Below are 18,123 nucleotides of genomic sequence, written 5' to 3'. Positions count from 1 at the left end.
GGTATCTAAGAGTGGTGCAGTATTCTAGTCGGTCTACCGTTCTGGAGAGTGAGCCTAAAAATTCACTAAAGGGCACATCGATGATGGTTCTTGGATTGGCTCGGGGCGCCCAGCTTTGGGTCGATTCAGGAAGTAAGGAATTAGGGCGATCCACAATGGCATGTGGGCGTTGACCCTGGTTTCGCGGAGGCTTTATTCTGATTTGAAAATAAATTGGAATATTGGAAAACCTGCATAAACAGGAAACTGTGTGCAGCGTAGCCTGCCTTGAGTGAAGTTTGAGGGGATTGCGAAAGGAGCGTATATACATCAGTTGGCCATTGATATATCTACTGCCATCGCATGAAATCGGCTTTGCAAAAGAGGCTAAAGAATTGGTTAAGGGCTGTCGGGGAAATCTCCTAGACTGTTCAATGACATATATGAAGGATTAAGGTACGGACTAAGTGGCAATCCAGTCCAATTGACGGAAACGCAGTTGAGTCAGATTTAAAGGGGAACCGCCGATATGGCGACATTCGGTAACTGACTGGGAAATCCTACTGGACCTAAGCCGTAAAATTAACTTCCTATATGACCACTCTCCTATAAAAATTACTTTAAAAGCTTGCTGATAGCAGGCTTTATTTTGCATATAGGATGGTTAGAGTATATATATTATGAAAAAAATATTGAAAGAATCAGCCAGATGGACAGTTACGATTACCGTTATTACGTTTCTTCTTGCAGCTATATTTACAGTCGTATCTACCGTAGCTTTAAATGGCGTTGGTTGGATAAGTGGTTTGGCGATTGTTCTTAGCATTGTACTTATTGGTATCTTCTTTGATATGATTGGTATTGCAGCTACTGCTGCTGATGAAATTCCTTTTCATGCAATGGCCTCCAATCGGGTACACGGAGCGAAGCATTCTATTCGGATCGTTCGAAATGCCGATAGGTTTGCAAGCTTCTGCAATGATGTAATCGGGGATATTTCGGGTATTGTTAGTGGAACAGCAACTGCAATTGTGATTGTGCAATTATCAATCAGCTTTGACTGGAATGAAGCGTCAGTAGCTGAAAGTGTTGGTTCGATTATTTTAACGAGTTTAATCGCAGCATTGACAGTGGGCGGTAAAGCAATGGGCAAAACCCTTGCTATTCGATATTCAAAGGATATTATATTTGCAGTGGGCAAAGTATTGTACATTCTCGAAGAACATTTCCAAATTGTTATTATAAAGGAAAATAAGGGAAAGAGACTCAAAAGAAAAAGAAATGAAAGTGAGTGATCCTGATGGATATGCTATCCATAAAAGACCCATCTTTTCTTAAAAAGATGTCCAATGCGGAATTGGAGTCTTTGGCACAGGATATTAGGGATTTTTTAATTAAACAACTATCTGTTACCGGCGGGCATATTGGACCAAACTTGGGTGTAGTAGAGTTAACGCTCGCCTTACATAAGGAGTTTAATAGCCCAAAGGATAAATTTTTGTGGGATGTCGGCCATCAGTCTTATGTTCATAAAATATTGACAGGGCGGGCATGTCAGTTTGAAACTCTCCGTCAATACAAAGGGCTGTGTGGATTTCCAAAGATGAATGAAAGTGAGCATGATGTTTGGGAGACAGGTCATAGCTCAACTTCTTTGTCAGCTGCAATGGGTATGGCGATTGCTCGTGACTTGAAAAAAGAAAAAAGCTTTATCATTCCTATTATTGGTGATGGTGCTTTAACAGGTGGTATGGCCCTTGAAGCATTAAACCATATAGGACATGAAAAAAAAGATATGATTGTTATCTTAAATGATAACGAGATGTCCATTGCTCCAAACGTAGGTGCCCTGCATTCTATTCTCGGAAGAATGCGGACAGGAGGCAAATATAACTATGTTAAAGATGAGCTGGAACAACTGCTTAAAAAAATACCGGCTGTGGGTGGCAAGCTTGCTAATACAGCTGAACGTATAAAAGACAGTTTGAAGTATCTGGTTGTTTCCGGAATGTTTTTTGAGGAACTGGGCTTTACTTATTTAGGTCCGGTTGATGGACACGACTTTGAAGATTTGTCTGAAAACCTTAAATATGCTAAAAAAACAAAAGGTCCTGTTCTTTTGCATGTGATTACGAAAAAAGGAAAAGGTTATAAACCTGCGGAAACAGATGCAATTGGTACGTGGCATGGTACGGGGCCATATAAAATCGAGACAGGCGATATAATCAAGGAATTGAATGCACCTCCGGCATGGAGTGCACTTGTCAGCGAGACTGTCAGAAGATTGGCGAGAGAAGACGAGCGGATTGTAGCGATTACTCCGGCAATGCCGGTAGGTTCGAAGCTGCTCGGATTTGCTTCTGAATTCCCTGATCGAATGTTTGATGTCGGAATCGCGGAACAGCATGCGACTACTGTTGCTGCAGGACTTGCCACGCAGGGAATGAAGCCATTCCTAGCGATTTATTCTACATTCTTGCAACGTGCTTATGACCAGGTTCTTCATGATATATGCCGACAAAAATTAAATGTCTTCATTGGGATTGATCGAGCAGGACTTGTTGGAGCAGATGGAGAAACCCATCAGGGTGTATTTGATATTTCCTTCCTGCGCCCTATGCCTAATATGGTTATTATGATGCCCAAAGATGAAAATGAGGGACAGCATATGGTGAATACGGCTATTCAATATAATGATGGTCCGATTGCCATGCGATTCCCAAGAGGAAATGGTTTGGGTGTTCCGATGGATGAAGAGCTAAAAACAATCCCGATTGGTACTTGGGAGGTCCTGCGTGAAGGAAATGATGCTGTCATATTAACATTCGGCACAACCATTCCAATGGCGATGGAAGCAGCTGATAGACTTCAGAAGGATAATATTCATGTGAAGGTAGTAAACGCTCGTTTTATAAAACCATTGGATCATGAAATGCTTGCTGAATTAATGTCTGCCAATTTGCCAATCCTAACAATAGAAGAAGCTGTTCTTCAGGGTGGTTTCGGAAGTGCAGTACTTGAATTTGCAGAGGAAAATGGATTCCATAAAGCTTATATCGAAAGAATTGGAATACCGGATGAATTTGTAGAACATGGCAGCGTCGGTAAATTGCTTCATGATATTAACCTAACGGCTGAACAAGTGGTAGAAAAATTATCTAAGATGACCTATAAAGTGACGAAAAAGGCGTATTAAATATGAAAAAAGAACGTGTAGATGTATTATTGGTTGAACGTGGATTAGCGGAAACAAGAGAAAAGGCAAAAAGGGCAGTAATGGCTGGTATTGTTTATTCAAACGACCTGCGAATGGACAAGGCTGGTGAAAAAATAGCTACCGATGCGCCGCTATCCATAAAAGGGCAAGTAATGCCTTATGTATCAAGAGGCGGCTACAAGCTGGAAAAGGCTATGGAGACATTTACTATTTCCGTTAAGGATAAGTTAATGATTGATATTGGGTCATCGACGGGAGGGTTCACAGACTGTGCCCTGCAGAACGGTGCAAAAAAATCATATGCTGTTGATGTCGGTTATAACCAACTGGCTTGGAAGCTGAGACAGGATCCGCGGGTAGTCGTAATGGAAAGAACGAACTTCCGTCATTCAGTACCTGAGGATTTCACTGAAGGTCTGCCAGAATTTGCTACAATTGATGTTTCTTTTATATCGTTAAAGCTTATCTTACCGGCTTTAAAACGAATTCTTGTGCCTGGAAGCGATGTTGTAAGTCTTGTAAAACCGCAATTTGAAGCTGGTCGTGAGCAGGTTGGAAAAAAAGGAATTATTCGTGATAAAAAAGTACATCTTCAAGTTGTGGAGCAAATTCGAGACTTTGCTATCCAGGAAGGCTATATACTAAAAGAAGCTACTTTTAGCCCCATTACAGGCGGGGATGGAAATATTGAATTTTTATTCCATTTATACTGGCCAGGGGAAGGTTCCGATTGTACACAAGATGTAGTCGTGAATCTTGAGCAGGTAGTTGAAGCGGCACACGAAGCGTTAAAAACGAATAAAGGTGAAGATAAGTGAAATGTTTAATCCCCCGGTGGCTTTGCCATGGGGGTTATTTCTTTATGCAATCCTTGCATAAAGATACATAAAATACATGTACTTTTGTGACAAAATCCGCTAACATTAGGTATGGAAGGCATTATATTGAGAGGTGTCAAACTAGATGAATAAAGGTCAAAGACATATAAAAATACGTGAAATCATTACAAATAATAATATTGAAACACAAGATGATTTAGTGGATATTTTAAGAGCGGAAGGGGTAAATGTTACGCAAGCGACTGTATCAAGAGACATTAAAGAACTGCATCTGGCAAAAGTACCAATGCAGGATGGACGCTATAAATACAGCCTGCCAGCAGATCAGCGCTTTAACCCTTTTCAAAAACTTAAACGGGCATTGGTAGATGCGTTCGTGCGAATTGATTCAGCCAACAATCTATTGGTCATGAAAACATTACCAGGTAATGCTCAGGCAATTGGTGTGTTAATGGACAATTTGGATTGGGAAGAGATTCTCGGAACGATTTGCGGAGATGATACATGTTTAATTATTTGCAGAGATGAAAAAGATGCTGAAATCATATCAAAACGTTTTCTTGATATGCTTTAAGAAAGTTGGGATGAAAGATGTTATTGGAACTCTCCATTCGTAATTTCGCCATCATTGAATCACAAACGCTCTCCCTCGATAAAGGTTTGACTGTACTTACTGGTGAAACAGGTGCCGGTAAATCTATAATCATTGATGCAGTACAGCTATTGGCCGGTGGACGAGGATCGTCTGAATTCATAAGACATGGTGAAGAAAAAGCTGAACTGGAAGGTTTGTTTCAGTTGCCGGATTCATTACACCCAGCCATAGAGAAAGCAAAAGAATTTGGGATTGAATCTGAAGACAATATAATTATTATCAGAAGAGATATGTATACCTCAGGGAAAAGTGTGTGCCGAATCAATGGGAAGATGGTTACAATCTCAACCTTAAGAGAGGTAGGGAGAAAATTAATTGATATTCATGGACAGCATGAACACCAGGAGTTAATGGATCCCGATTTTCATCTCCCTTTATTGGATCAATTTGGCGAGCAGGATATTAAACAATCTCTGACTGAATATCGGAAGCTTTATAAGCAATATAATGAAACCCGTCAGCAAATGAAAAAATTAAGTGAAAATGAGCAGAAAATGGCACACAGGCTTGATTTGATACAATTTCAATTTGATGAGATCCAAAAGGCTGAATTGGAGATTGATGAAGAAGAGCAATTAATGGAGGAAAAGCATAAACTGAGTAACTTTGAAAAGGTTCACCAAAGTCTACATAATTCCTATATGTCCTTAAATAATGAGAATGGCGGACTTGATTGGGTCGGTAATGCGATGACAGACCTACAAGGAATTGAACACATTGATGAACAATATAAAGAGTTATCTGAATCAGTGAAAAATGCGTTTTATATTCTTGAGGATGTAACAAGCTCGATTCGTTCCCAATTGGATTTATTGGAGTTTGATCCTGAAAGACTTCATGATATTGATGCAAGACTTAATGAAATTAATCATTTGAAGCGGAAATATGGTAAGACGATCAAGGAAATTCTGGAGTATGCTGCAACCATTGAGGAAGAGATTGATACGATATTGAATCGCGAAACACATCTTGAAAAATTAAAAACCCAGCTATCAGCTTTAGAGAAAGAAGTAATCCTAGAGGGCACAAATCTGTCAGAACTGAGACAAAAATATGCACATCTTCTAACGGACGCAATCCACCGTGAACTTAAAGAGCTGTACATGGATAAAGCCGTATTTGAAGTGTATTTTCATCATTCTGGACAAGATCAATCCAATCTTATTGGTGAGAACGGGATAGATCAGGTGGAATTTTATATTTCTGCTAACCCTGGCGAGCCTGTAAAGCCGCTATCCAAAACAGCCTCCGGTGGAGAACTTTCACGTATTATGCTGGCTATCAAAAATATCTTCTCTCAACACCAGGGAATCACATCGATTATCTTCGACGAAGTAGATACAGGAGTCAGCGGACGGGTTGCACAGGCAATAGCCGAAAAGATATACCGTGTGTCGGAAGGCTCGCAGGTATTATGTATCAGTCACTTGCCGCAGGTAGCAGCTATGGCAGACATTCATTTATTTATCTCTAAGGAAATTACAGAAGGCCGTACAAAAACGAATGTCAAACCGCTTGAAAAAGAGGAACGAGTAATAGAGATTGGCCGAATGATTTCCGGTAAAGAATTAACAGCTTTAACAGAAGAGCATGTAAAAGAAATGCTGAATCAGGCTGATCAAATTAAATACAATATAAAGACAAACTGAGGAGCGTTCTCCTCAGTTTTTTTCAATACTATTGTCTCCTCATTAAAATTATCTTATGTAAATATTTTACCATTGTTATTCCTATCCATAATGGGTAGCTTTTTATTTTGTACTTTTGTTATAAAGTCAATCCCTCTCGGCAAAATTATAAGGGTAGCCATAGAAACGAGGAGAGTGAATGGATGAAATCGATATCAATAAGAAAATGTTTCGGTGTATTTCTCCTTGTTTCGCTGTTAGCCGTTATTTTTAGCCACCCAATGCAAAAATATTTTGAAATTCCCACCAAACTTACTTTATTTGAAGGACAAAATAAATCATTTAAAAAAAGCCAGTTCCTTAACGCAGAAGTGGTCTCTGCAAACTCTGGAGTTTTAATTGATAATCGTTCCAAGGCTCTGAATATTAAGGGCTCTAAAAATGGGTATAACCAAGTCGTTTTTAATATTGCAGGTATTCCTGTTAAAACGGTTGACATAGAGGTTTTAAAGGATTTTAAGGTAATTCCGGGAGGGCAATCCATTGGAGTGAAATTGAATACATTGGGTGTCCTTGTGGTAGGCCATCATCAAATAGCAACCGAGAAAGGCAACCTTTCGCCAGGTGAGATTTCAGGAGTGCAAGTTGGAGATATTATTACTGCTATAAACGGGAAACCAATTACCAAAATGCAGGATGTCGCTCCTTTCGTTCAGGAATTTGAGAAGAATAATAAACCGCTGATTGTAGATATATTTCGGGATAATGTAAAATTGACCAAACAATTATCTCCTTTAAAGGATAAGAATGAGAAAGTATTTAAATTGGGGTTATATATTCGTGATTCAGCTGCGGGTATAGGTACAATGACCTTTTACCATCCACAGACGAGAAAATATGGGGCTTTAGGTCATGTTATTTCTGATATGGATACAAAAAAGCCAATTGTAGTGAAGGATGGTCAAATTGTTAAGTCAACCGTTACCTCGATAGAAAAAGGAAGCAATGGAAATCCTGGAGAAAAGCTGGCTCGTTTTGCAGCTGATCGGGAAGTAATCGGGAATATAAACCGTAATTCTCCATTCGGTATTTTTGGACGGTTGAATCGGCAAGTGGACAATGGAGTAAATGATACACCAATGCCAATTGCTTTATCAAATGAAGTCGAAGAAGGACCAGCTGAGATTTATACAGTTGTGAACGGAAATAAGGTAGAGAAATTCGATATTGAGATAATCAGTACTATTCCGCAAAAATTTCCGGCAACTAAAGGAATGGTTTTGAAGGTTACCGATAAAGATTTATTAAGCAAAACTGGCGGGATTGTGCAAGGAATGAGTGGGAGTCCAATTATACAAAAAGGGAAGGTTATTGGCGCAGTCACGCATGTTTTTGTCAACGACCCAACAAGCGGATACGGAGTTCATATTGAATGGATGCTCAATGAAGCAGGTATTAATATCTATCAAAAGGATCAAAAAGCAGGGTAATTCAGCCTGCTTTTTCCTTTTATTGGTAGTATAATGGGGAGTAGAGTGGAGATTTTTCGACAATTGAATAATATTATTTGCATGTTAAGACGAAAACAGTCGAAATAAAGAGGATTCAGGAGCAAAACTTGTATTAATATATAATTTTAAGTATTTTTCATTTTTTCAATGCTTTTTATATTGCAATGTCGAATTTCTCGGTTAGAATAAAGATTAGAAATGATAGAAAATAAAGGAAATGTCTGAGGAGGATATCTGGTTGAAAAAAATAAAAGTATGTGTCGTTGATGACAATCGTGAACTTGTTGCTTTATTGGAAGAGTATATATCAGAACAGCCGGATATGGAGATTACAGGGGTTGCCCATAATGGACAGGATTGTTTAAGCATGCTTGAACAGCAAACGCCGGATGTTTTAGTACTTGATATTATCATGCCGCATTTGGATGGTCTGGCCGTTTTGGAGCGAATTAAAGATTCTCAAAAAGGAACGAGTGTTCCGAATGTCATCATGTTAACTGCTTTTGGCCAGGAAGATGTTACGAAAAAGCGGTTGAACTAGGAGCGTCATATTTTATACTTAAACCATTTGATATGGATAACCTTGTCAATCATATTAGACAGACAGGTGAAAAGGGTGCTGGCATAGCGAGAACGAGCACATATACACCGCGTCAGCCATCGGAATCTAAGCCTCTAAACCTTGATGCAAGTATCACTAGCATTATCCACGAGATTGGGGTACCTGCGCATATTAAAGGCTATATGTATTTACGTGAAGCAATTTCTATGGTTTATAACGACATTGAACTGCTTGGTTCGATTACTAAAGTCCTTTATCCGGATATTGCGAAAAAATTCAACACTACTGCGAGCCGTGTAGAACGTGCTATTCGACATGCAATTGAGGTCGCATGGAGCAGAGGAAACATTGAATCCATCTCCTCATTATTTGGATACACAGTCAGTATGACGAAAGCGAAACCGACAAACAGTGAGTTTATTGCAATGGTCGCTGATAAGCTTCGACTCGAACATAAAGCATCTTAATCATATGTAATTGACGTACTTGTGATCTAACCCTTAGTGGTGCGACGCGATTAATTAATAAACCTTATGTACCAACTGTCTGGTTTATTATCATAAAGAGGTATCTGTGAAATGAAATTTGCATGGATACTTCTTTTCTTTCTAATCATCTGACCTTTAATCTGGATTAAATACCACATATTAGCTACAAAAGTTTACCCGTTTTGTTTTAACCCCTTCTTCATGTACTCCCCTAGCTTTATGCCTTGCAGATTTTCCTAATCTTGTGAGACTCGAAAATGAAAGAACAGCTACCTTTACGGGAATACTGTTTAATAATTACCTCCAGAGAAAATATCCTACTTCCTCCGGTTTTGTTAGTTTGTATTCTAAATCCTGTCCTATAAAATAGATGCATGAAATAAACTGATATAGGGAATAGGAATTTATATGTTTTGAACGGAGGTATGAATATTGACATTAATATTTGGACATAGAGGATATGCTGCTGTGTATCCGGAAAACACGATGATTTCTTTTATCGAAGCCTTTAATGCAGGTGCAGATGGGATTGAATTGGATGTACAATTAACGGAAGATGGTGAGCTTGTTGTCATCCATGATCTAACGGTTGACCGTACGACAGACTCAGAAGGTAATGTTCGTGATTTTACTCTTGCAGAGATTAAAAAGCTCAATGCTGCCAATAACTCCAAAACTGTAGAATTTGCTAGTATACCTACTCTTCGGGAAGTTATGGAGTGGTTGGCTACAAATGATTTACTATTGAACATTGAATTAAAAAATGGGGTATTTCCCTATCCAGGCATGGAAGAAAAAGTGATTGAAATGATTCGTGAGTATGACATGGAAGAGAGGACGGTTTTGTCCTCGTTTAATCACTATAGTATGGTCTATTGTCATCGATTGGCTCCTGAGATTGAAACAGCGCCATTATACTCAGATGGGCTATATATGCCCTGGATTTATGCAAGCTCGATAAAAGCGAAAGGGATTCATCCAAAATACAAAGCAGCACCTAATGAAATCATTGAGGAATCTATGAAAGCTGGGATTGCAGTCAGGCCTTATACGGTGAACCGCAAAGCAGATATGAAGCGATTATTTAATGTGGGATGCACTGCATTTATTACGGATGACCCAGATAAAGCGATTCAGCTCAGGAATCAATATCAATAATTTCATCTGAACTTATCCATTTTCGTGGTATATTTATCCATATAGATAAATAGGGGATGATGAATTGTTAGTGTTACTCTGTATCGTCGGCTGCATAGTTATAGGGTATTTTACCTTTGCGATATTTGGCTACTTATATGGCGGTATAATTGTTTTGGGAATAGTATTAGGATGTCTTGTCAGAAGCTTATACCTTATAACTAAGGTACATAATTATCTTTTAAAAGATGAGCCAAGAAAAGATAAAGTAAAAGAGGCCTACCAAAAGTATTTGCAAGAAGGCAGATCATATAAGTAGACTAAAATGGGCAGCCTTTGGTTTAAAATTAGATATATGCGTACATAAATAGATCAACTAAAGTAGGATATAGCAATAGGATATCTTTTGGTTGGAGCCTTTCTAATCGTGATATAGTCGAAGCGTGGAATCGTGTTTCGTGAATAGCATTATAACAGACGAACGTATTGTATACGTTCGTTTTTTAGTATGAAAAAAGGTATTTCGGAAATGGAAAACGAATATATACTTTTTCAGCTAACGGTTAGAAGAGTGGAATGAGGTTACCAATTTTAAACTAATTTGTAAAACAAACTTTACTTTTGGTAAAATTAGTTTTACAATTAACTTAACAAATATTTACAAAGGAGGGCTTGTGTGGGAGGAGAGGGATGTTTATTATCAAATAGAATTCGTATTCTAAGAGCCGAACGAAAAATGACTCAACAGGATTTAGCTAAAAGCGCAGGGGTTAGCAGACAGACAATTATTTCGATAGAAAAAGGTAACTATACCCCGTCATTAGTGCTAGCCTTTGATATTGCAGAAGCTTTTAATGTTGGGATTAATGAAGTATTCCAGTATAGAAAAAAAGGGGAGGGGTTATAATGGCAGTGTTTCTGCTTATCGCTATAATCGCGTATATATTGATCTTTTTTGGTTCTGTGTTCTTTAGTGTGAAATTCCAATTTGGAGACGAGAGTAAGGATGAGAGAGGGAAGGGTATATTAAACACATCTTACTCAATTGCTTTCCCGATATTCATATTAGGATGGTTCTTTATTTTTTTAATTGATGAATTTATAACACCATTTTCTTTTGATGGTTACAAAATGGCTATATGGTTCTTATTAACTGGAACCTATATTATTCACGCTGTTAGTTTATATAATTTGAAAAGGATTTCATAAAGTTTACTGGAAGTTCAGCCATTAAATAAAATAGTTTTACATCTTTTAGAACTAATTGCGAAATTAGGTCAATTAAGGAGACAGCCAATAAAAGCTGTCTCCTTCTTTAATCATAAGTACCAAGGTTACGAACAAATCCTTTTATAATTCCCTCACCTCCTGCCTTATCCTCATATAGCGATTAATTTAAATAACATTTCAATTACCAACTCTTTTAAATATGTGTCATAAAAAAAGACCAAATCATGTAGGATCTGGTCTTCAAAATTGGTACTTCTATTGGCACCCTTGCAAAACTTAATGGTTGTATGCCTGTAAGGATCACCTGAAATTCATTTACGGACAGGTTTCTCACTAAATCGATTTTGAACTTTATTACGTTTTCGATCGCGATAAAACACGAATCCGGCAATAAAAGAAAGTCCGCCAATAAATAATAGTAAACCTAATAAAAATTGTACCCAAAGGGCAGGTAGCATTGGGCTGAGTCTGCCAAAAATCATGTCTCTCATCCATTTAATTCCGAGTGCGGTTAGAAGGCCCGGAATCAATAAAAGCGCAAAGGCGATTATCCGTTGCAATTCATCACGTCCTGATTAAGTGTATTTCTATCTTCAACTTTATAAAATATAGAAAATTTGTCAAGTTTATTCAAATAACTTATGATAGAGGAAACAATGAAAAAATTTGCACTATTCTGCACCTTCACTTCAAAAGGAGGAGATTGCCTTGCAAACAGTTTTGATTATTGGGGCGGGCACTGGAGGGCTATCCATTTTAAAAATCTTACTTGAGGCAAAGGATTATCAGGTTATAGGAGTAGTGGATCGTCATTCGAGTGCAGTGGGACTTCAATTAGCTGAACAAAATCATATAAAAACAGGCAGTGACTGGGTAGATTTTATCACTGATGGCTCGGATATCATTTTTGAAGTGACAGGGGATGAGCAAGTTTACCAGGATATAGCCCGCCATAAAAGTAATCACACTCTTTTAGTTCACGGGCAGATTGCCTTTCTGTTAGCCAATCTGATTCAAGAGAAAGAAAGTTTAATCAGGAAGTCGAAAGAAGAGGCATATTTACATGAATTAGTTTTGAATGCGACCGATAACGGGATGGTGCTTATTAATACAGAAGAGAAAATCATCTTTTTTAATCAGGCTGCAGCAACGATTACCGGTGTCCCCAGAAAACAAGCAATCGGTCAGCACATACATAGAGTTATTCCTGCGTCCCGTCTTCCTGAAATCCTCAAAACAAGAAAAACGGAGAGCAATCAGCGGGCTCATTTGGATAAAAATTTAGATGTGGTAACAACCAGAATGCCTATCAAGAATGAAGAAGGCGGTTTACTGGGAGCTTTGGCCGTTTTTAAAGGAATCACGGAATTTACAAGCTTAGCAGAGGAAATTACAAATTTAAAGCATATTCAAAACATGCTCGAAGCTATTATTCATTCGAGTGAAGATGCAATAACTGTAGTGGATGAGGATGGGAATGGAATCTTAATTAATCCTGCGTATACCAGAATTACCGGGTTGACCGAAGAGGATGTCCTGGGCAAACCGGCTACGGCAGATATTACAGAAGGTAAAAGTATGCATATGCAGGTTTTGAAAACAAAAAAACCTGTCCGGGGCGTACGAATGAAGGTAGGGGCATCGAACCGGGATGTGGTGGTTAATGTAGCACCGATTATGGTGAATGGTCATTTGAAGGGAAGCGTTGGCGTCATTCATGACCTTTCTGAAATACAAAGCCTAACACAGGAACTGAAAAGGGCGAGACAAATCATTCGTAATCTAGAGGCCAAATATACATTTGACGATATTATTGGCCAATCTAAAGAGATGAAATTGGCATTGGAGCAGGCGCGTTTATGTGCCCGTACGCCAGTTACCGTATTATTGAGGGGTGAATCGGGTACAGGCAAGGAATTATTCGCCCATGCAATCCATAATGCCAGTGATCGAAAATATAATAAATTCATTCGCGTGAATTGCGCAGCGATATCGGAGTCGCTTTTGGAGAGTGAGTTATTTGGCTATGAAGATGGAGCTTTTTCAGGTGCAAAGCGAGGCGGTAAACGAGGACTGTTTGAAGAAGCCAATAATGGCAGCATATTTCTTGATGAAATTGGTGAGCTTTCTCAAAATATGCAGGCAAAGCTTCTTCGCGTTTTGCAGGAGAATGAAATAGTTCGTGTAGGAGGAACCAAGCCTATTTCCATTGATGTGCGTGTGATAACAGCGACCAATGTCAATCTTGAGAAAGCGATTGCAAAAGGAAACTTCAGAGAAGATTTATATTACCGAATTAACAGAATGCCTATTTATATTGAGCCTTTAAGGGAACGTAAGGAAGATATTCCCCCATTATGCGTCCACTTAATCAAAAAGTTAAATTTGGAGTATGGCCGAAGTATTGAGGATATAAGCGGTGAGGCACTCATCATGCTTCAGGAATATGATTGGACTGGAAATGTAAGGGAAATAGAGAATATATTAGGGAGAGCCATAATTTTTATGGATCAGCATGAAAAAATTATACAAAAGAAGCATTTACCTGAAAAATTATTGAAGGCTGCAGAAGGTTCTCCTAACCATACAATCGAAAAAAGACCAACATTAAATAATAAACAAAGTTTAGCGGATCAATTGGATGAAGTGGAGAAAAGCATTATTATGCGTTCTTTAGAAAAGCATAATGGGAATAAAACTGCTGCCAGCCGTGATCTGGGTTTGTCCATTCGTAATTTTTATTATAAATTGCAAAAGTTTAGTCTTGAATAAACTTGCATGCAGAATTTTTCGTGTGTGCAAATTTTTGCAGGTTCTATGAAAAAAGGATTCTTCTAAAAAGGTCGATTACTCAACAAAATTCATGTTGGCACGATTCTTGCATCTAAAGACTGTGGGTGAACCAAAACAAGGGGCCAAGATGGTATGGCTTGAGTTTTACAGCAGCTATGCTGTTCATAACAAGTCTGCAGAGGAGGCAAGTTCAAGCACGATTTAGAATTACACCCTAAAAGGACCTAAAAAGCCAAATAACTTCATTTTAAATCTTAAAGTGTGAAAGGTCAGTAAAAAGTAAAGGTTAGACCGAAGATAGAGAGGGGAAATGAAAAATGGAAATTTTTAAATATATGGAGCAATATGATTATGAACAATTGCTGTTTGTACAGGATAAACAATCTGGTTTAAAAGCTATTATTGCCATACATGATACAACCCTCGGACCTGCGCTTGGCGGCACAAGAATGTGGACATATGATACAGAGGATGCTGCAATAGAGGACGCTCTTCGATTAGCGAAGGGAATGACGTATAAAAATGCAGCTGCCGGCCTGAATCTTGGCGGAGGTAAAACCGTTATTATCGGTGACCCGCGTAAAGATAAAAATGAAGAAATGTTCCGTGCATTTGGGCGTTATATTCAAGGGTTGAATGGAAGATATATTACGGCTGAGGATGTTGGAACAACAGTGGCTGATATGGATATAATTCATGAGGAAACGGACTATGTAACGGGTATTTCACCTGCTTTTGGTTCATCAGGAAATCCATCCCCTGTCACTGCTTATGGCGTGTACAGAGGAATGAAAGCAGCAGCAAAAGAAGCATTTGGCACAGATTCGCTGGAAGGAAAAGTAATTGCTATCCAGGGAGTAGGAAACGTGGCCTATAATCTTTGTAAGCATCTACATGAAGAGGGTGCACAATTAATAGTGACAGATATTAATAAAGAATCAGTGAATCGTGCTGTGGAGGATTTTGGAGCAAAAGCAGTGGATCCTGAAGATATATATAGTGTCGATTGTGATATCTATGCACCTTGTGCGCTCGGTGCAACTATAAATGATGAAACTATTACGCGAATCAAAGCAAGAGTAATTGCGGGTGCAGCTAATAATCAATTAAAGGAAACTCGTCATGGAGATGCCATTCATGAAATGGGTATCGTTTACGCACCTGATTATGTGATTAATGCCGGTGGGGTTATTAATGTCGCAGATGAGTTATATGGCTATAACAAGGATCGGGCATTGAAAAAAGTAGAGGGTATATATAGCAATATTGAAAGAGTCATAGAGATTGCTAAAAGAGACGGAATTCCGACCTATGTTGCAGCGGACCGAATGGCTGAGGAGAGAATTGAAAAATTAAAACAATCCAGAAGCCAGTTTTTATTAAACGGCCGCCATATACTAAATCGTCGCCGTTAGAGTCACCTGGGAATGAAGAGTCCGTATACGTGTAAACTTGCGGACTCTTGTTCTCTAATCAGGCTCATTTCTGGTTTGCGAAAGGGGTTTAACTTAATAATCTCTGACCATGTGGTAAGACCAGTAGAATAAGGATGGAGTTATATGAGAAAGTGTGTATCTCTTAAATATTAAGTACTGAATATAGATGTTAGGATGTGGATTTTAAATGGCAACTGATTATGATTTGGTCATTTTGGGCGGCGGCACAGGCGGCTATGTAGCAGCCATAAGAGGCTCCCAGTTAGGTTTGAAAACAGCTATTGTTGAAAAGGGCAAGCTAGGCGGAACCTGTCTCCATGCTGGATGCATACCGTCAAAAGCACTTTTACGCAGTGCAGAGGTCTACCAAACTATCAAACATGCAGGAGAGTTTGGCGTGGAAGTATCCGAACCTCGTCTAAATTTTCTAAAGGCACAGGAAAGAAAAGAAAGAATCGTTGAACAGCTCCATAAAGGTGTGCAACATCTAATCAAACAAGGAAAAATCGATTTATATGAAGGGTATGGACGCATTCTTGGACCATCCATATTTTCGCCAATGCCAGGGACCATTTCAGTTGAGATGAATAATGGAACGGAAAATGAGATGTTAATTCCGAAAAATGTCATTATTGCAACGGGTTCAAGACCAAAATCCTTGCCGGGTTTAAAAATTGACGGTGAATCCGTAATAACATCAGATGAAGCTTTACAGCTATCCGAACTGCCATCTTCCTTGCTTGTTATCGGAGGAGGAGTTATTGGAGTAGAATGGGCATCGATGATGGCTGATTTTGGAGTGGAGGTAACTATACTGGAATACGCAGATCGTCTTATACCAACAGAAGACCGAGATATTTCGAAAGAGATGCAAAGGATCTTAAAGAAAAAAGGTATTAGGATCGTTACTAAAGCAAAAGTAATGCCAGAAACGCTGCAAACAGGACAGGGCGTATCCATATCCGCAGAATTAAACGGAGAAAAGAAGGAATATAAGGCTGAAAAAATTCTTGTATCGGTTGGTCGCCAGGCAAATGTTGAAGGGATTGGTCTTCAAAACACCGATATACAAATTGATAACGGCGTAATAGCTGTTAATGAGTTTTATCAAACAAAGGAATCGCATATCTATGCCATTGGTGATGTGATTGGAGGCATGCAACTGGCTCATGTCGCAAGCCATGAAGGAATCACTGCAGTGGAGCATATAGCTAACCAAAGTCCACATCCTATCCAATACGATTTTATTTCCAGATGCATATATAGTAGTCCTGAGGCAGCAAGTGTAGGAATCACAGAAGATGAAGCTATTCAGCGCGGTCATAAGGTCAAGGTCGGAAAATTCCCGTTCAAAGCAATTGGAAAGGCATTGGTCTTCGGAGAGTCAGACGGTTTTGTGAAAATGATTTCTGATGAAGAAACGGATGATTTATTAGGTGTACATATGATTGGCCCGCATGTAACAGATATGATTTCTGAGGCAGGCTTGGCCCTTGTATTAAATGCTTCAGCTTGGGAGGTTGCTCATACTATTCATCCGCATCCTTCATTGTCTGAAGTGATTGGAGAAGCAGCTCTGGCTGTTGATGGAAAAGCGATTCATTCGTAAAAATTTGAGCAAGGCTTTAGAGGAGGTTTACTAAATGACAAAAAACAGGCATGAAGTCCTGGGATTAACGGACGAAATGGTATTGGAAATGTATGAAACAATGCTGATGGCAAGGCGTATAGATGAAAGAATGTGGCTGTTAAATCGCTCTGGGAAAATTCCGTTTGTGATTTCGTGTCAGGGTCAGGAGGCAGCTCAGGTTGGAGCAGCTTTTGCCCTTGATAGGGAAAAGGATTATGTACTGCCTTACTATCGCGATATGGGGGTAGTTCTAACATTTGGTATGACACCAACTGAGTTGATGCTCTCAGGATTTGCAAAGCAGGAAGATCCAAACTCCGGCGGCAGGCAGATGCCAGGTCATTTTGGTCAGAAGAAAAATCGAATTGTAACAGGTTCATCGCCGGTTACCACTCAAGTTCCCCATGCAGTCGGAATCGCATTGGCTGGAAAAATGGAAAAGAAAGATTTGGTTACATTTGTAACTTTTGGTGAAGGTTCATCAAATCAGGGAGATTTTCATGAAGGTGCCAATTTTGCTGGTGTACATAAACTCCCTGTTATTTTTATGGTTGAAAATAATAAATATGCAATTTCGGTACCAATTGAAAAACAATTAGCCTGTGAAAAAGTGTCAGACCGAGCTATTGGATATGGGATGCCTGGTGTCACAGTAGATGGCAATGATCCGCTCGAAGTGTATAAAGCTGTTAAAGAGGCTGCTGACCGTGCCCGACGCGGGGAAGGCCCTTCTTTGGTTGAAACTGTATCCTACCGGCTTACTCCGCACTCAAGTGATGATGATGATCGAAGCTACCGTGCTCGAGATGAAGTGGAAAAGGCAAAAACGGAGGATCCGATTCTCACATTTGGGGCGTATTTAAAGGAAATTGACCTTCTGGATGAAGAGAAAGAAACAGAAATCAATAAAAGGGTCATGAAAATCGTAAATGAAGCAACAGATTACGCTGAAAATGCTCCGTATGCAAAAGCAGAAGATGCTTTGAAGTTTGTATATGCTGAGACGGAAGGAGAGTAA

16 protein-coding genes and 1 pseudogene are annotated in these 18,123 nt (G+C 39.1%); 16 read left to right on the top strand and 1 reads right to left on the bottom strand.

From position 1 onward, the window contains the following. The first annotated feature begins 14 nt into the window (after positions 1-14). From FHY45_RS20640 to FHY45_RS15945, 12 genes and pseudogenes are all read left to right on the top strand, one after another. Positions 15-173, top strand: coding sequence for a hypothetical protein (locus tag FHY45_RS20640; RefSeq protein WP_180350000.1), 159 nt, complete (start codon positions 15-17; stop codon positions 171-173). A 486-nt stretch (positions 174-659) separates the two neighbouring features. Next, positions 660-1,274, top strand: coding sequence for a CNNM metal transporter family protein (locus tag FHY45_RS15995; protein WP_066104932.1), 615 nt, complete (start codon positions 660-662; stop codon positions 1,272-1,274). A 5-nt stretch (positions 1,275-1,279) separates the two neighbouring features. Beyond that, the gene (gene dxs / locus FHY45_RS15990) at positions 1,280-3,175 is read left to right on the top strand and encodes a 1-deoxy-D-xylulose-5-phosphate synthase (RefSeq protein ID WP_139892485.1); all 1,896 of its coding nucleotides are present in this window, start codon (positions 1,280-1,282) and stop codon (positions 3,173-3,175) included. A 2-nt stretch (positions 3,176-3,177) separates the two neighbouring features. After that, complete coding sequence (locus FHY45_RS15985) at positions 3,178-4,014, top strand: TlyA family RNA methyltransferase (RefSeq protein WP_066104926.1); 837 nt, start codon at positions 3,178-3,180, stop codon at positions 4,012-4,014. A gap of 145 nt (positions 4,015-4,159) precedes the next feature. After that, a complete protein-coding gene (gene ahrC, locus FHY45_RS15980; RefSeq protein WP_066104923.1) occupies positions 4,160-4,609 on the top strand; it encodes a transcriptional regulator AhrC/ArgR in 450 nt (149 codons plus the stop codon). 17 nt (positions 4,610-4,626) lie between these two features. Then, entirely contained in the window at positions 4,627-6,339 is a 1,713-nt protein-coding gene (recN, locus tag FHY45_RS15975; protein WP_066104921.1) for a DNA repair protein RecN, read from the top strand. A 182-nt stretch (positions 6,340-6,521) separates the two neighbouring features. After that, positions 6,522-7,808, top strand: a complete 1,287-nt coding sequence (spoIVB, locus tag FHY45_RS15970; RefSeq protein ID WP_066104920.1) for a SpoIVB peptidase — start codon at positions 6,522-6,524, stop codon at positions 7,806-7,808. A 259-nt stretch (positions 7,809-8,067) separates the two neighbouring features. After that, positions 8,068-8,858, top strand: a pseudogene (gene spo0A / locus FHY45_RS15965) (sporulation transcription factor Spo0A). A gap of 453 nt (positions 8,859-9,311) precedes the next feature. Further along, on the top strand, positions 9,312-10,037 hold the full coding sequence (locus FHY45_RS15960) for a glycerophosphodiester phosphodiesterase (protein WP_066104917.1): 726 nt from the start codon (positions 9,312-9,314) through the stop codon (positions 10,035-10,037). 64 nt (positions 10,038-10,101) lie between these two features. Next, entirely contained in the window at positions 10,102-10,335 is a 234-nt protein-coding gene (locus FHY45_RS15955) for a hypothetical protein (RefSeq protein WP_066104915.1), read from the top strand. Between the two features lie 357 nt (positions 10,336-10,692). Beyond that, positions 10,693-10,923 carry a helix-turn-helix transcriptional regulator gene (locus tag FHY45_RS15950; protein WP_139892483.1) on the top strand — a complete coding sequence of 77 codons (231 nt, stop codon included), beginning with the start codon at positions 10,693-10,695 and terminating at the stop codon, positions 10,921-10,923. Next, the gene (locus FHY45_RS15945; protein ID WP_066104914.1) at positions 10,923-11,225 is read left to right on the top strand and encodes a hypothetical protein; all 303 of its coding nucleotides are present in this window, start codon (positions 10,923-10,925) and stop codon (positions 11,223-11,225) included. Before FHY45_RS15950 ends, FHY45_RS15945 begins: the two co-directional genes overlap by 1 nt. Before the next feature lie 332 nt (positions 11,226-11,557). On the opposite strand, the gene FHY45_RS15940 is transcribed toward FHY45_RS15945, so the two are convergent. Then, positions 11,558-11,806, bottom strand: a complete 249-nt coding sequence (locus FHY45_RS15940) for a DUF2627 domain-containing protein (RefSeq protein WP_066104911.1) — start codon at positions 11,804-11,806, stop codon at positions 11,558-11,560. Between the two features lie 148 nt (positions 11,807-11,954). Between FHY45_RS15940 and FHY45_RS15935 the strand changes: the two genes are divergently transcribed. From FHY45_RS15935 to FHY45_RS15920, 4 genes are all read left to right on the top strand, one after another. Continuing rightward, a complete protein-coding gene (locus tag FHY45_RS15935; RefSeq protein ID WP_139892481.1) occupies positions 11,955-14,018 on the top strand; it encodes a sigma-54 interaction domain-containing protein in 2,064 nt (687 codons plus the stop codon). A gap of 338 nt (positions 14,019-14,356) precedes the next feature. Beyond that, the gene (bcd, locus tag FHY45_RS15930; RefSeq protein WP_066104907.1) at positions 14,357-15,454 is read left to right on the top strand and encodes a branched-chain amino acid dehydrogenase; all 1,098 of its coding nucleotides are present in this window, start codon (positions 14,357-14,359) and stop codon (positions 15,452-15,454) included. A 208-nt stretch (positions 15,455-15,662) separates the two neighbouring features. After that, positions 15,663-17,084: a dihydrolipoyl dehydrogenase gene (lpdA, locus tag FHY45_RS15925; RefSeq protein ID WP_139892479.1), complete on the top strand. Its 1,422-nt coding sequence runs from the start codon at positions 15,663-15,665 to the stop codon at positions 17,082-17,084. A 34-nt stretch (positions 17,085-17,118) separates the two neighbouring features. Then, positions 17,119-18,123: a thiamine pyrophosphate-dependent dehydrogenase E1 component subunit alpha gene (locus tag FHY45_RS15920; RefSeq protein ID WP_139892477.1), complete on the top strand. Its 1,005-nt coding sequence runs from the start codon at positions 17,119-17,121 to the stop codon at positions 18,121-18,123.

This window comes from Bacillus sp. D386, from assembly GCF_006346415.1.
Note: the sequence above shows the minus strand (reverse complement) of the source record. Positions and strands in the feature narration are given on the sequence as shown.